At 67.1% G+C, this 14,854-nt stretch carries 13 protein-coding genes; 3 read left to right on the top strand and 10 right to left on the bottom strand.

Going from position 1 to position 14,854, the window contains the following annotated elements:
- Positions 1-149: 149 nt before the first annotated feature.
- The 4 genes from lspA to GV161_RS17085 all read right to left on the bottom strand — a co-directional run bounded on the left by lspA (position 150) and on the right by GV161_RS17085 (position 5,336).
- The gene (lspA, locus tag GV161_RS17100; RefSeq protein WP_152017497.1) at positions 150-629 is read right to left on the bottom strand and encodes a signal peptidase II; all 480 of its coding nucleotides are present in this window, start codon (positions 627-629) and stop codon (positions 150-152) included.
- A gap of 17 nt (positions 630-646) precedes the next feature.
- On the bottom strand, positions 647-3,640 hold the full coding sequence (gene ileS / locus GV161_RS17095) for an isoleucine--tRNA ligase (RefSeq protein ID WP_152016832.1): 2,994 nt from the start codon (positions 3,638-3,640) through the stop codon (positions 647-649).
- Positions 3,641-3,834: 194 nt separating this feature from the next.
- Positions 3,835-4,818, bottom strand: a complete 984-nt coding sequence (locus GV161_RS17090; protein WP_152016831.1) for a bifunctional riboflavin kinase/FAD synthetase — start codon at positions 4,816-4,818, stop codon at positions 3,835-3,837.
- Positions 4,819-4,895: 77 nt separating this feature from the next.
- Positions 4,896-5,336 carry a MaoC family dehydratase gene (locus GV161_RS17085; RefSeq protein WP_152017496.1) on the bottom strand — a complete coding sequence of 147 codons (441 nt, stop codon included), beginning with the start codon at positions 5,334-5,336 and terminating at the stop codon, positions 4,896-4,898.
- Between the two features lie 283 nt (positions 5,337-5,619).
- Here GV161_RS17085 and GV161_RS17080 point away from each other — a divergent pair, with 283 nt between their 5' ends.
- The gene (locus GV161_RS17080; RefSeq protein ID WP_152016830.1) at positions 5,620-6,003 is read left to right on the top strand and encodes a response regulator; all 384 of its coding nucleotides are present in this window, start codon (positions 5,620-5,622) and stop codon (positions 6,001-6,003) included.
- Between the two features lie 22 nt (positions 6,004-6,025).
- Here the strand turns inward: GV161_RS17080 and GV161_RS17075 are convergent, their stop codons facing one another.
- The 3 genes from GV161_RS17075 to GV161_RS17065 all read right to left on the bottom strand — a co-directional run bounded on the left by GV161_RS17075 (position 6,026) and on the right by GV161_RS17065 (position 10,341).
- Positions 6,026-6,883 carry a TIGR01459 family HAD-type hydrolase gene (locus tag GV161_RS17075; protein WP_152016829.1) on the bottom strand — a complete coding sequence of 286 codons (858 nt, stop codon included), beginning with the start codon at positions 6,881-6,883 and terminating at the stop codon, positions 6,026-6,028.
- 82 nt (positions 6,884-6,965) lie between these two features.
- Complete coding sequence (locus GV161_RS17070) at positions 6,966-8,414, bottom strand: EAL domain-containing protein (RefSeq protein WP_152016828.1); 1,449 nt, start codon at positions 8,412-8,414, stop codon at positions 6,966-6,968.
- 145 nt (positions 8,415-8,559) lie between these two features.
- Positions 8,560-10,341 (bottom strand): hypothetical protein, encoded by a 1,782-nt coding sequence (locus tag GV161_RS17065; RefSeq protein WP_152016827.1) that lies wholly within the window; start codon positions 10,339-10,341, stop codon positions 8,560-8,562.
- Between the two features lie 181 nt (positions 10,342-10,522).
- On the opposite strand from GV161_RS17065, the gene GV161_RS17060 reads away from it, so the two are divergent.
- Together GV161_RS17060 and GV161_RS17055 are read left to right on the top strand one after the other, a co-directional pair.
- Positions 10,523-11,863, top strand: coding sequence for an aspartate aminotransferase family protein (locus tag GV161_RS17060; RefSeq protein WP_152016826.1), 1,341 nt, complete (start codon positions 10,523-10,525; stop codon positions 11,861-11,863).
- Between the two features lie 12 nt (positions 11,864-11,875).
- Complete coding sequence (locus tag GV161_RS17055) at positions 11,876-12,979, top strand: serine hydrolase (RefSeq protein WP_152016825.1); 1,104 nt, start codon at positions 11,876-11,878, stop codon at positions 12,977-12,979.
- A gap of 12 nt (positions 12,980-12,991) precedes the next feature.
- On the opposite strand, the gene GV161_RS17050 is transcribed toward GV161_RS17055, so the two are convergent.
- The 3 genes from GV161_RS17050 to GV161_RS17040 all read right to left on the bottom strand — a co-directional run bounded on the left by GV161_RS17050 (position 12,992) and on the right by GV161_RS17040 (position 14,785).
- Positions 12,992-13,486, bottom strand: coding sequence for a peptide deformylase (locus tag GV161_RS17050; RefSeq protein WP_152016824.1), 495 nt, complete (start codon positions 13,484-13,486; stop codon positions 12,992-12,994).
- A gap of 122 nt (positions 13,487-13,608) precedes the next feature.
- The gene (locus GV161_RS17045; protein WP_152016823.1) at positions 13,609-13,875 is read right to left on the bottom strand and encodes a hypothetical protein; all 267 of its coding nucleotides are present in this window, start codon (positions 13,873-13,875) and stop codon (positions 13,609-13,611) included.
- Between the two features lie 136 nt (positions 13,876-14,011).
- Entirely contained in the window at positions 14,012-14,785 is a 774-nt protein-coding gene (locus GV161_RS17040; RefSeq protein WP_152016822.1) for an SDR family oxidoreductase, read from the bottom strand.
- Positions 14,786-14,854 lie beyond the last annotated feature (69 nt).

The following is a 14,854-nucleotide window of genomic DNA, read 5'->3' as shown; positions in this document are numbered from 1 at the left end:
ATACCGATACCTGCCGGCGTCTTGCCTGAGCGACGCGGCGAAAGCATGGCGGGCCTTTTAACCCATATCCGGCAAAATCGGGAGCCCTTTTGCCGGATTGCCGTAAATGAGCTGTGGCCGGCCTGTTTGCGAGCGCCGCGGAGACGCGCTCAAGCCGCCTTGGAACGCCCCGCCCCCGGCCTCAGCGATTCCCAGAGCAGACCGAGCACACCGAAGACGATCGCCGCGTCGGCGATATTGAAGATGTACCAGCTGAAGCTGCCGACGTGAAAATGCACGAAGTCGACGACGGCGCCATAGACCATGCGGTCGAGCCCGTTGCCGAGCGCGCCGCCGATGATCAGCGCAAGGCTCACCACCGTCAGCCTGTCATCGCTGCGCCACATCCAGCGCCAGAGCCAGACCGCGGCAACGACGGAGAGCACGACCAGCGCCCAGCGACCGATATCCGTCGACTGCTGGAACAGGCCGTAGGAGATGCCACGATTCCAGGCGAGCACGATCTCCAGGAAGGAGGCGAGCTGGAACGGCCCCTCCTCGGCCAATCTCAGGCCGAAGAGCAGCCAGAGCTTCAGCGCCTGGTCGAGCACGAAAGTCAGCGCGACGATCCAGACGCCGAGGCGGCGCAGCGATGGCGTCTGCGCGCTCACGCAGCGCGCCCGAGCTCGCGCAGCGCCTTGGCGTCACGCGGCGTTACCTCGGGGAAGCTGGGCTCGGCCGTCGCCGGATCGAAATACTTCCAGGAGCGGGCGCATTTGATGCCCGAAGCGCGCGCCGGCACCACCGCGACGCCGGGCACGTCCGGCAGGCGGAAGGCCTCCGCCGGCCCCTCCCCGTCCGCGATCCGCGCACCGGAGGTGATGCAGATTTCGGCGAGGTCGAGTCCGCTCAGCGCCGCGCGCAAATCGGGGTCGGCGATGTGAACGACCGGCGCGGCTTCCAGCGAGGAGCCGATGCGCTTTCCGGCACGCTCCAGTTCGAGCGCGCCGGTGACGACACGGCGCACGCGGCGGACCTTGGCCCAGCGCTCGGCGAGTTCCGGATCGAGCCAGGCACCATCCGCCTTGGCGAAGAGTTCCAGGTGCACCGAGCCGTTGCCGTCCTTCACCTGCGGATAGCGGTCGAGCCAGGCTTCCTCGGCGGTGAAGACCAGGATCGGCGCGAGCCAGGTCGTCAGGCAGCGGAAGAGATGGTCGACCACGGTGAGCGCGCTCTTACGGACATGGCTGGAGCGCGGATCGCAATAGAGCGCGTCCTTACGGACGTCGAAATAGAAGGCCGAGAGCTCGGTGTTCATGAACTGCGAGAGCAGGTTCACGACCTTCTTGTAGTCGTAGGTCCGGTAGGCCTCCTCGACCTGCGGCCCTAGCTCGGCGAGGCGGTGCAACATCAACCGCTCCAGCTCCGGCATCGAGGCCGGGTCGGAGACGCGGATCGCCTCGTCGAAATGGGCGAGCGTGCCGAGCATCCAGCGCATGGTGTTGCGCAGCTTGCGATAGGTCTCGACGAAGGTCTTAAGGATCTCCTTGCCGATGCGCAGATCGTCGGAATAGTCGGCCGCCGCCACCCAGAGCCGCAGGATATCGGCACCGCTGTCCTTGATGATGTCCTGCGGTGCGGTGACATTGCCCTTCGACTTCGACATCTTCTCGCCCTTCTCGTCGAGACAGAAGCCGTGGGTCAGCACCACGTCGAAGGGCGCGCGGCCGCGCGTGCCGCAGCTTTCGAGCAGGCTCGAATGGAACCAGCCGCGATGCTGGTCCGAGCCTTCGAGATACATCACCTTGTCGCGGCCGCCGTCGACGATGCGATGGGTCCTGAGATCGGCACGCTTCTCCAAAGTGAAGGCATGGGTCGAGCCTGAATCGAACCAGACGTCGAGCACGTCGACGACACGCTCGTACTTCGCCGGGTCGTAGCCATAGGGCTTCAGGAAGCGCGCACCGTCGGTGTCGGTGAACCAGGCGTCGGCGCCCTCCTGCTCGAAGGCCTCGGCGATCGCGGCGTTGACCTTCTCGTCGACTAGAATCTCCTTGCTCTCCTTGTCGACGAAGACGGTGATCGGCACACCCCAGGCGCGCTGGCGCGAGACCACCCAGTCGGGCCGGTTGGCGATCATGCCGTTGATGCGGTTCTCGCCGGCAGCGGGGACCCATTCGGTCTGCTTGATTGCCGTGAGCGCGCGGTTGCGCAGCGTGTCGGCGTTGCCGCCGGCGGTCGGGGCCGGCGCCGCCGGATCAGGCGCGCCGGCATCGCCATAGGGCTTGTCCATGGCGATGAACCATTGCGGCGTATTGCGGAAGATCACCGGCTTCTTCGAGCGCCAGCTATGCGGATACTGGTGCTTGAGGCGCCCGCGCGAGACGAGGTTGCCGGTGGCGGCGAGCGCCTTGATCACGACCTCGTTGGCATTGCCCTTCTCGCCCTTGTCGGTGATGACCTGCGCGCCTTCGAAGCCGGGCGCCTCCTTGGTGAAGCGGCCATCGGCGTCGACGGTATAGGGGATGCGGGTCTCGATGCCGCGCTCTGCGAGCATGCGGCCATTGGCCATCCAGACGTCGAAGTCCTCGCGGCCATGGCCGGGCGCGGTGTGGACGAAGCCAGTACCGGCATCGTCGGTGACATGGTCACCGTCGAGCAGCGGCACGTCGAAGTCGTAGCCCTGGCCGCGCAGCGGGTGAGCAGTGGCGAGACCGGCGAGGTCGGCGGCCGTGACGTCACGCTCCAGCTCGTAGGCCTCGACCTTGGCGGTCTTGAACAGCGCCTCGGCGAGGTTCTTGGCCAGCACATAGCGCGCCCCGACCTTGGCCCAGTTGCCCTCCGGGGCGGCCGTGACGCGATAGAGGCCATAGCCGATCTTGTTGTGGAACGAGATCGCGCGGTTGCCGGGGATGGTCCAGGGAGTCGTCGTCCAGATCAGCACCGACGCGCCGGCAAGCGGCCCCGAGCCGAGCACCGGGAACGCCGCGAAGATCGTGTCGCTGGTGTGCTCCTCGTACTCGACCTCGGCCTCGGCCAGAGCGGTCTTCTCGACCACCGACCACATCACCGGCTTGGAGCCGCGATAGAGCATGCCGTTCTCGGCGAATTTCATGATCTCGCGGGCGATCTGCGCCTCGGCGCCATAGGCCATGGTCAGGTAGGGATCGTCCCAGTCGCCCTCAACGCCGAGGCGCTTGAACTCGTTGCGCTGGATATCGACCCATTTCTCGGCAAAGACGCGGCATTCCTTGCGGAACTCGACGACCGGCACATCGTCCTTGTTCAGCCCCTTGGCGCGGTATTGTTCCTCGATCTTCCACTCGATCGGCAGGCCGTGGCAGTCCCAGCCCGGGACGTAGTTGGAGTCGTAGCCGAGCATCTGCTGCGAGCGCGTCACCAGGTCCTTCAGCACCTTGTTGAGCGCATGGCCGATATGGATGTTGCCGTTCGCATAGGGCGGGCCGTCATGCAGGACGAAGCGGTCGCGGCCCTGCCCAGCCTCGCGCAGCTTGCGGTAGAGGTCCATTTTCGCCCAGCGGGCGAGCAGTTCCGGCTCGCGCAGCGGCAGGCCGGCGCGCATCGGGAATTCCGTCTGCGGCAGGAACAGGGTCTGCGAATAATCGGTGGTCTCGGGCTTCTCGGCGGTCTTGTCGGTCATGATCCGGCTCGGCAGTGCGGATGGCGGCTCAGCATGCGGTGCGGCGCCCATCCTTGAGATGTCACGGGGAAGCGATCGTCGTCCCGGCCTGCGCAAGCGCCCGCGCGGTCAGCGCAGGGCGGCAGCCGGGCCGGTAATTCGCAGGGGCGAAACGAGGTGCAGAGCGGACATCAGCGGCTTCTAGCAAAGCGTGGTCACGGAAGAAAGGCCGGCGTCGCCGCCAGGATGCCGCGCGCGCTTGCACTGTCGGCATCCATCTGGACGATCAGCGCGTCGAGCGTATCGAATTTCGCCTCACCGCGCAGGAAGGCGACGAAGGCGACGTCGACCGTCTTGCCGTAAAGATCGCCCGAAAAGTCGAAGACGAAGGTCTCGAGTTTTGGCGCGCCGTCGTCGAAGGTCGGCCGGCTGCCGAAGCTGGCGACACCGTTATGCCAGGCACCGTCGATCTTCATGCGAACCGCGTAGATGCCGAAGTGCAGGCGGCAATCATAGCTGAGATGCATGTTGGCAGTGGGATAGCCGAGATCGCGCCCACGCTTGTCGCCATGGGCGACCTCGCCGCGCACGAACCAGGGACGGCCAAGCAGCGCCGCGGCATGGCCGACATCGCCGGCTTCGAGCGCAGTGCGCACCAGCGTCGAGGAGACCGGTTCGCCCTGGAAGGCGAAAGGCGGGACTACAGCGACGGGAATACCGGCATGGCCGGCGCGTGCCTGCAGCATTTCCGGCGAGCCGGTGCGACCCTTGCCGAAATGGAAATCATAGCCGCAGACGAGGCCGGCGGCGCCGAGCTGGCCGAGCAGGAGGTCATCGACGAAGGCCTCGGCTGGAATGGCGGCGACCACGCGATCGAAAGGCACGACGAAGCTTGGACTGAGCCCGAGGCTGGCGAGGAGCACGACCTTGATCGGCTCCGGCGTCAGCCGGAACACCGGCTGTTCCGGCCGGAAAACCGTGCGCGGATGCGGCTCGAAAGTCAGCGCCGCGGCGCTGGTCCCCTGCTGCGCCGCCATCTCGCCGGCGACGCGGGCGAGCTCGGCATGGCCGCGATGGACGCCGTCGAAATTGCCGAGCGCCAGCACCCGGCCGCGCAGATCGGCCGGCACCGGCTTGCCGGGTTCGAGGGTGAAGGCGGGCAGTGCACGAAAACGCGCCGCCTCGGGGGATGAGGTCATGGAACGCAAGGTCGACGCCGGGACGCCCCGGCTAGCGCCGTGTTTGGCCCCAAGCGACGGGAAGCGTCAAGGCCGGTTCAGGCTTGCGCCGCGCGCGGCAGCGCCACCCAGGCTTCGCCTTCCAGCACCGCCTTGCCGTCGACCAGGCACTCACAGAACAACCGGGCGCGGCGGCGCTCCGGCACGAGCTCGACCACTTCGACGCGGGCGGTGACGACGTCGCCGATCTTCACCGGCGCCAGGAAGTTGAGCGTCTGCGAGAGATAGACGGCGCCCGGCCCCGGCAGGCGCGTGCCGAGCAGGGCCGAGACCAGGCTCGCCGTCAGCATGCCATGGGCGATGCGCTGGCCGAACTTGGTCGAGGCGGCATAGCGGTCGCAGAGATGGATCGGATTGGCATCGCCCGAGAGGTCGGCGAAGAGCGAGATGTCACGCTCCATGACGGTGCGCATCAGGCTTTCGCGCTGGCCGACGACCAGATCCTCGAAGGCATGGACTTGATAGAGCGTGCTCGCCATCATCGGTCGGCTCTCGCAACTGCAGCACGGCCCAAGGCCGTCTGAATCCGGAATCGAGCAGGCAGCCTCTCACACCTCGCTGCACCGCACCATTGAACTTTGGTGCCTGTTGCCTTGTTCCGGCATCCCCCGAAGGTCGTATGCCGCAAGGTCACTCAGCGACCGGGTTAACGGCTTTGAAACGCCGAGCGCCTATCACAATTGACCCAAGGTCGCTGCTCTGCGAGAGCGGCCCCGCGCTGGCGCCGTTGGGCCCTGCTGACTACTGGATTGGAGCGCCGTCATGGCTGTCGACCCGTCAATGCCGATCCTGGTGGTGGACGACTATCAGACGATGGTGCGGATCATCCGCAACCTCCTGAAGCAGCTCGGCTTCGAGAATGTCGACGACGCCTCCGACGGCAATGCCGCGATCGCCAAGATGCGCGACAAGAAATACGGGCTGGTGATCTCGGACTGGAACATGGAGCCGATGACCGGCTACGAACTGCTCCGCCAGGTTCGCAACGAGGACGCGATTTCCGAGACGCCGTTCATCATGGTCACGGCGGAATCGAAGACCGAGAACGTCATCGCCGCCAAGAAGGCCGGCGTGAACAACTACATCGTCAAGCCGTTCAACGCGCAGACGCTGAAATCGAAGATCGAGGCCGCCTGCGCGGCGTGAGTTTTCGGCTGCACCGCTCGCCTCACCAGGCCAGATGCGGCATGGCGTAGTCGGGCCGATGGCTCTGCCGGCCGAACCAGCCCTGCAGCGCCTCCTCCGACAAGCCCGCCATCTCGCCGGCATGGATGCCGGCGACGCACATCAGCGAAGCCAGGCCATATTGCGCAGCGCCGGCGATGTCGGTGCGGATCGCATCGCCGATCGCCAGGATGCGCGCTTTCTCGACCGTTTCGCCGCGCAGTTCCTGGCCGATGCGGATGGCGAGGTCATAGATCGGCGCATGCGGCTTGCCGGCATAGATCGCCTCGCCGCCGAGCTTCTCATAGGCGACGGCGAGCGAGCCGGCGCAGGGCACGATGCGTCCGCCACGATCGACGACGAGGTCCGGATTGGCGCAGATCAGCGTCAGACCGCGGCGAGCGAAATCCGCAAGCTGTTCGGCATAGCTCTCGGCCGTCTCCGTCTCATCGTTGAACAGGCCAGTGCACAGGACGTAATGCGCCTCAGCAGAGCCGACGCGCGGCGCGTCGAGCCCTGCCATCAGCGGCAGGTCGCGGGACGGGCCAAGATGATAGAGCGGCTCGCCGGCGCGGTGGGCGATCAGATCGCGCGCGACGTCGCCGGAGGTGACGATCGCGTCGAAGGCGTCGCCGGGCACGCCGAGCTTGCCGAGCTGGACGGCGATCTCCGAGCGCGGGCGCGGTGCGTTCGAGACCAGCACGACAGTGACGCCGCCAGCGCGCATCCGGGCCAAGGCATCGCAAGCGGCAACGAAGGGCGCAACGCCGTTATGGACCACGCCCCAGATGTCGCAGAGGCAGAGCTCGTACTGGCCGATGACGGGCGCAACCCCGGACAGAAGGCGGGTCGATGACGGCACGGCTGAAAGCTCCCACGAACAGGCGCGGCCTGTTTACGCGGCTTCGCCGGCACAGGCCAGCGCTTCCGCCGTGAGAGAATTCTCAGGCAGTGGCGCGGCGCAGGATATCGCGGAAAGGCACGCGCTTCACAGCCGCCGGCGGTGCCATGGCAGGGTGCTCGACCACTTCAGCGGAGGCCGGTGGCGCCATGGCAACGGCGGGCACCGGTGTCGACCCAGCGTCCGACTGTGGTTCGGCGAAGACTTCGGGCCTGACCGGCCGAGGCGGCGAGAAGACGATGCCCTGACCGAAAGCGATGCCGAGATCGAGCATGTCGGCGACCATCGGATCGTCCTCGACCTCCTCGGCGACGAGCTGGATCGAGCCGCGCGCGAGCTGAACCGCGATGTCGCCCGCCGCGATGTCGGCGAGCTTGCCACCGCGCGCCTCGGCCAGCAGCAGCGCCGCCGAGACCTTGACGAAGCGCACGCCGCGATCATGCAGCGAGACCGGATCGAAGCGCAGATCGGCAACATGGTCGAGCGCGAAGCGCACGCCATTGGCCGACATGGCGCCGAGCAGACCGAGGCTCGCCGGCTCCAGCGCCCGGAAGACGCGCTGCGGCACCTCGATGACGAGATTGCCAATGTGGTCGTGGTATTTTTCCAGGATGCGCGACAACGCCGCCAAGGCGCGCGACGAGCCCCAGGTCGCCGCGCTGAAATTGCAGGAGACGAAGAGCTCGCCCGGCTTGCTGCCGAGATGACGGGCGATGGCGAGGGCGCGCGTCAGCACGAGCGCATCGAGCGTCGGGCCGAAGCCGCGACCCTCGACCGTGGTCAGGAATTCGGAAGGGAGCAGCAGCGTCTTCTCGTCGAGCCTCAGCCGGACGAGCGCTTCATATCCCCGCGTCCGGCGCTGCGGCAGGCTGACGATCGGCTGGAGATGGACCTCCACCTGCCCCTTCGCCAGAGCTTCGCTGATCAGGGCGGCGCGCTCCTCGGCGGCGCGGCGCTGCGCCGCCTCGGCCGGGTCCTGCCGTGTCGCGACCAGAGGCTCGGGAGCGCGGAACTCGGGACGTTCAGGGACCAGCGCTGCAATCCGCGCCGGTTGCGGCGGTGGGTTGGCGAGCCGGCCCTCGATCCGGCTGAGCTGGTCGTCATGCTCGCCCAATGTCGTCGCGACCTGCTGCAGGAGATCGCCGAGCAGGCCGACCTCGGCCGTCAATTCGTGGAGCATCGCCTTGGCCGGCGCGGCGTCGGCCTCGCCCATCGGCATTTGATCGAGGCGCTTGGCCATCGAGTCGACGCGAATGGCGTTGGTCGCGAGGCGAACCTTGACCTCGCCGATCGCCGCGAGCAGTTGCTCGCGCTCGCGCGCCGTGTTGCGGCGCGCCAAGGCTGACGCTCCGGCCAAACCGAGCCCGGCGCTGAGCAATCCCAACGCATTGGCGAGATTGCCCGGCAGGAGCAGGATCGCGGCGGCGCCCAGCGAAAAGCCGACGACGCCGCTGGCGGCCGGAGAGAGAGCGCTGAGGCGGGTGCGAGCCAAGGGCTGAAATCGCGCAAGGGGTTGAGGGACAACGCAACGCTACGAATCAGCTGCGACAGCCACAGAATAGCGGCCGGATTCAGCAACTGCGAGGCCCATCGACGGATTGCGCGACCGAACCTTGCCGGTATCCCCTGCTCCCGGTCTATCGCAACTGCAGCCCGGCTTGGCCGATCGCGGCCAGGATGCGGTCGATGACCGGCGAGGAGAAGCCCTTGCGGGTCAGGTAGAGCCGCGCATCGAGAGCAAAGAGCGGCTCGGCCTGGCCCAGCATCCGCAAGGCTTCCTCCAGCCCGTCCCGATCACCCGCGGCGGCGCTCGCCACGGCACGTGCGACCAAAGCGAGCGGCGTCTCCTCCGCCTTGATCAGGGACGCCTGGCTCTCCGCGAGCTTGTTCGCGCCGGTGAGATACGCCGCGAAGTAGAGGAAGACATCATACCAGGAAGGCCGGCCATTGCTCAGCGCAGCTGCGCGCTCGAGCAAGGGCAAACCCTCGGCCGCCCGGTCGAGCTGGACGTAGCGCGCGCCGAGATCGGCCATGATGTCGGGATCGTAGGGGTTGCGCGTCATCGCCTCCCGGCCGGATTTGAGCGCTTCCTCGGTCATGCCGCGCAGGAACTGCGCCTCCATCAGGGCCTGATGCGCGCGCGCGCTCGCCGGCGCCAGCCTCACGGCAGTGACCGCGGCGGCAAGGGCCCGGTCGAGCGGCGAGCCGGAGCGCGCGTTCAAACCGGAGGCGTATTCATCCGCCGTGAGCAAGGCCAGATGCGACCAGGCCGGATGGAAGTCGGGATCGCGCGCGACCAGCGCATCGAGGCAGTTGCGTGCGGCGAGATGATCGTCCGCTCTCATATGCCGCCGAAAATTGAGCGCCTGGTAGATGCAGCCGATCCCGGGCGGCAGCGTGGCCAGCCTGAGATCGGCATGCAGGATGCCGAAGGGCTGAGCCAGCCGGATCGCCACGCTCTGCGCCAGCTGGCGCAGTTCCGTGCCGTCGCTCACGGCCGCCAGGCTGCGCGAGCCGGAGGTGGTCCAGACGACACGCCCATCCCTTGCCGCGCTCAGCCGCACGAACCCCTCGACCTTGTCGCCGGCTCGCGACGTATTGAGGGACAGGATGTAATCGGCCCCCTCCTCCGCCCGCAGCGCCGTACCCGGCGTCTTGACCACGAGCAGGTCGTCGAAGCGCGCCATGGTGTCGACGAGATGACGCATGAACAGCCGCGCCGCATCCTCGACCGCGGGATCGACGATGTCTCCGGCGATCACCACGGCAATCACGGGCAGGCTCGCAGGCGCCGCGACCGGCTCGGGAGGCTGCGCCGAAGCGGACTGGTCGGGCGCATTGGAGGTTGCGGGCCGCGGCGCCTGCACGTCCCCGCTCGAGACGGCGACGCCCAGCTCCGGCCCGGTCCCGGCCGGATGCCAGGCGGTGAACGCGATCGCGCCAGTCAGAACCAGCGCGGCAACCGCATAGGCCCATGCGCGCCATCGCCTGCCAGCGACTGCTGCGGGCTGCGCAGGCTCGAAGCTTGCGGTTGCAGCCTCGGGCTCCGGGAAGCCCTGCCGCGTGAAGCTCGGCACATAGGCCCCGACGGGAATCGCGATCCGCACGGGATCGCGCACGCCCTCGGCCGCGAAATAGAGATTGAGCGCCTTGCGCAGGCGCCCCGCCTCGACGCGCACGATCGGGTCAGATTGCGGGTCGAACTCGGGCGGGCGTCCGAACGCCTCGACAGCAATTGTATAGCCCTTGAGCTCGGCGGCGCGGCCGGCCAGGGCCTGCTCGACGACATAGCTCAGGAAGGCGATCAGCTGCGGCGCGCTGCGAAAGATGTCAGACGCAACGACGCGGTCGAGCTGCGCGCGGATATCCTCCGGCGCGATCGTCCCGCTTCCGTCCCGACCGGCAACGCCTACAGTCATTGGGGCGTAGTCCAGTGTTACCCCCTTGTTCAGACTACGCCAGAAACGACGTAACGTCACCTGCCCCGAGCGGCAGGCCGCCGCTCGCCGGACGCAGGCATGCCCCGAGCCGACATGGATTTACAGCCCCGACCGCGCTGCTAGGTTGAGGAAGCCTTAAAACCCAAAACGGGACCGGATCATGACCTCTGCGCCGAGCGCCATCAGCTCCCCGAACGATCTCGAAGCCTACTGGATGCCGTTCACGGCGAACCGGTCGTTCAAGCAGAACCCGCGCATGGTCGCCCGGGCCGAGGGCATGTTCTACTATACGCCCGAGGGCAAGCCGGTGATGGACGGCACCGCCGGCCTGTGGTGCTGCAATGCCGGCCACGCCCGCGAGCCGATCATCCAGGCGATCCAGGCGCAGGCGCGCGAGCTCGACTACGCCCCGTCCTTCCAATACGGCCATCCCAAGGTCTTCGCGGCGGCGGCCCGGATCGCGGCGCTGGCGCCGGGCGATCTCGACCATGTCTTCTTCGCTGGCTCAGGCTCGGAAGCGGCGGATTCGGCGCTAAAGATCGCGCTCGCCTACTGGAACGTCTCGGGCAAGGGCTCGAAGACCCGGCTGATCGGCCGCGAGCGCGGCTATCACGGCGTCGGCTTCGGCGGCATCTCGGTCGGCGGCATGGTCAACAACCGCAAGTTCTTCGGCGGGCTGCTCACCGGCACCGACCACATCTCCCACACCTATGATCGCGAGAAGCAGGCCTTCAGCAAGGGCGAGCCTGAATACGGCGCGCATTTCGCCGATGATCTCGAGCGTGTCGTCGCCCTGCACGACGCCTCGACCATCGCCGCCGTGATCGTCGAGCCGATGGCCGGCTCGACCGGGGCACTGCCGCCGCCGAAGGGCTATCTCAAGCGCCTGCGTGAGATCTGCGACAAGCACGGCATCCTCCTGATCTTCGACGAGGTCATCACCGGCTTCGGCCGCCTCGGCTTCGCCTTCGCCGCCGAGCGCTACGGCGTCATCCCGGACATGATCACCTTCGCCAAGGGCGTCACCTCGGGCACGGTGCCGATGGGCGGCGTGATCGTGCGCAAGCACATCTACGACGCCTTCATGAACGGCCCCGACAACGTCATCGAGCTGTTCCACGGCTACACCTATTCCGGCCACCCGCTGGCGGCGGCGGCCTCGCTGGCAGCGCTCGACATCTATCGCGAGGAGGGCCTGTTCGAGCGCGCTCGGGCGATGGAGGATAGCTGGGCCGATGCGGTGATGAGCCTGAAGGGCGAGCCGAACGTAGTCGACATCCGCACGCTCGGCCTGGTCGGCGCCGTCGATCTCGCGCCACGGGCTGATGGTGTCGGCAAGCGCGCCTTCGAGGCGATGGATCGCTTGTTCCGCGAAGAGGGCCTGATGGTCCGTACCGCCGCCGACACGATCGCCTTCTCGCCGCCGCTGATCATCACGGAGAGCCAGGTCGACGAGTTGATCGGCAAGCTCAAGCGGGTGATCCGGGCTGTGGCGAACTAGCCGCCACACGCCATGGACCGACGCGCCTTCCTGGCAGGTGCCGGCGCGGCATTGACGGCCATTCCGTCGGCCGCGCAGGTGTCGGGGCGCGCCTGGCAGACGTCATCGCTCGCAGAGGCTGGCTTCCGGCCCGATGCGAGCGAGCGCATCGAAAAGGCTTTCGCGGCCGGGGAGCTCAGCGGATTGCACGGGCTCGTCGTGCTGCGGCACGGCAGGATCGCGATCGAGCACTATTTCGCCGGCGTCGACGAAATCTGGGGCGACAGCCGCGGCGTCGTCAGCTTCAACGCCGACGAGCTTCATGATCTGCGCTCGGTGTCGAAGAGCATCGTCAGCCTCGTCTATGGCATCGCTCTGGCCGACGGATTGGTTCCGAAGCCCGACGCGCCGCTCCTGGCGAGCTTTCCGGGCTATCCCGATCTCGCTGGCGACGCTGAACGGCAGCGGCTCAAGATCGAGCATGTCCTGACCATGACCATGGGCCTCGCCTGGGACGAGTCGCTGCCCTACAGCGACCCGCGCAACAGCGAGATCGCGATGGAGAACGCCCCGAACCGATACCGCTTCATCCTCGACCGGCCGATCGCTCGTCCGCCGGGTGAGGCCTGGACCTATAGTGGTGGCGCGACGGCCCTGCTCGGTCATCTCGTCGCCAAAGGCAGCGGCAAGCGGCTCGGCGAGTTCGCGCGTGAGCGGCTGTTCGCGCCGCTCGGCATCGATCGCTTCAGCTGGACCAACGGCCTCGACGGTCGGGAAGCTGCGGCATCGGGCCTGCGCCTGCATCCGCGCGGCCTCGCGGCGATCGGGCAGTTGCTGCTCGACAAGGGCAGCCATGCCGGCCGGCGGATCGTGCCAGCGGACTGGCTGGAGCAGAGCCTGACGCCACGCACGCAGACCAAGGACGGACTGGGCTACGGCTACCAATGGTATCTCGGCCGGGACCGCTCCGGCGAGCCCTGGTACAGCGCCTTCGGCAATGGCGGCCAGCGCCTCGTCGTCGCTCCCAAACAGCAGGTCGTCGTCGCCGTCACCGCGGGCAATTACAACAAGCCCGGCAACTGGCAGCTGCCGGTCAAACTGACGAACGAATTCGTCTTTGGCGCGCTGGCGCAGTAGCCGACAGACCACTCACCCCCGCTGCAGTTTGTTGTAGCGGGCGATCAGCCTGTCGCGCTTCAGCCGCGACAGACGGTCGATCCAGAAGATGCCGTCGAGCTGGTCGATCTCATGCTGGTGGCAGACGGAGAGCAGGCCGTCCGCGTCCTCGCTCCGCTCATTCCCGTCGAGATCGACATAGCGCACGCGGATACGGGCATGGCGCTCGAGCTCGTCGGTGACGCCCGGCATCGAGACGCTGCCCTCGGTATGGCGGATGGTTTCGCGCGAAACCTGGTCCAGCACCGGATTGGCGTAGACGCGGACCTCGCCCGGCGTCAGCTCAAGCACGACGAGCCGCGATGACACGCCGATATGCGGCGCGGTGATGCCGATGCCGGGCGCTGCCCGCATCGTGTCGAGCAGGTCTTCGGCAAGCGCACGCAGATCCGCATCGAAGCGCGTGACCGGCACTGCAGGGAGGCGCAAACGTGGATCGGGAAAGTTCAAAATCGGCCGCACAGGCATGAATTCAAGTTTTCCCCGGTCCAAAGCCAGCCGAGTCTAGTCCCATGCCGCTCAGAGCGACCATAGGGGAAAGACCTGAGTTGTCTGGGTGAGCCACCATGGCCGCCCGCACGGCAGCCACCTCAGCGTGCGACACGCCAGGCGACGAGCAAAGCGAGAGCCGCCGGCACGACGAAGACCACAGCCAGGATCGGCAATTCCTCGCGCACCGAATAGCCGGCTTTGGTGACGCCGACCCACATGTTGACCAGCGAGATCGCGAGCCAGGCTGGCACGAAGAGCCTGGCCGCCGTCGCGAATGCCGGTTCGGCCCCGCCCCAGAGCTTGCCGAACAGCAGGAACAGCCCGAGCAGGACCACGCCGCCACCGATCACCATCGCCATGTGCATGCGCCGTTCCTCAACTCGGGAAACCCGCTCGTGCCGCCTTGATATCCTTGCGAGGATAGACGGGAGCTGAATGAATGCTTCAGCTTTCAGCAAGGAAAGCGGTCGGCCACCTCGGGACGAATGGCCGACCGGTACCTCACTTCGTCGTGTAGCCGCCATTGACCAGGATGGTCTGGCCGGTCATCCACCAGCCATCCGAGACGAGGAAGCGGATGAAGGGGACGATGTCCTTGATGTCGGTGAGCCCGGTCTTCGAGAACGCCGACAACGCCGCCGCCGTCTTGTGATAGGCGACCGCATCGGCGCCTTCGGCCGGATAGAAGAAGGGCGTGTCCATCGGGCCGGGCCCGATCGCGCTGACCGAGATGCCGCGCTCGCCGAACTCCTTGGAAGCGGCGCGGGTGAAGTGCTCGACCGGGGCTTTCATGCCGGCATAGGCGGCATAGAACGGGGTGAAGGCGCCGAGCAGCGAAGTCACCAGCGTAGTGATCTTGCCGTTATCGTTCAGCGCCTTGCCGGCCTCCTTGAGGAAGAAGAAGGCCGATTTCGAGTTCACCGCGGCCATCTCGTCATATTCGGCCTCGCTGATCTCGACCATCGGCTTCTTCAGCACCTTGCCGACGGTGTTGATCGCGATATCCGGCCGGCCGAGCGCGGCGACCACATCGGCGAACAGCTTCTCGACAGCGCCGGCGGTGGTGAGATCGGCCTGGAAGGCAGCCGCCTCGGCACCCGCAGCCTTGACGGCGGCCACCGTCGCGTCGGCATCGGCCTTGGTCGCGGCGCTGTTGTAATGGATGGCGACCGCCCTGGCGCCGTGGGCGGCGAGATCGCGAGCGAGCAGTCCGCCGAGATTCTTGGCACCCCCGGCGATGATGACGGTCTTGCCCTTGATGCTGTGGTCGGCCATGGCCTGGTCTCCTGCTGTCGCTGCGAGCCCTGCTCGCCTCGTCAGCAAGGTAACCAGCCAATTGTTCTG

It is taken from the genome of Bosea sp. 29B (genome assembly GCF_902506165.1).
Classification (GTDB): Bacteria; Pseudomonadota; Alphaproteobacteria; order Rhizobiales; family Beijerinckiaceae; genus Allobosea.
The sequence above is the reverse complement of the archived record's forward strand: the minus strand, read 5'-3'. Positions and strand labels throughout refer to the sequence as shown.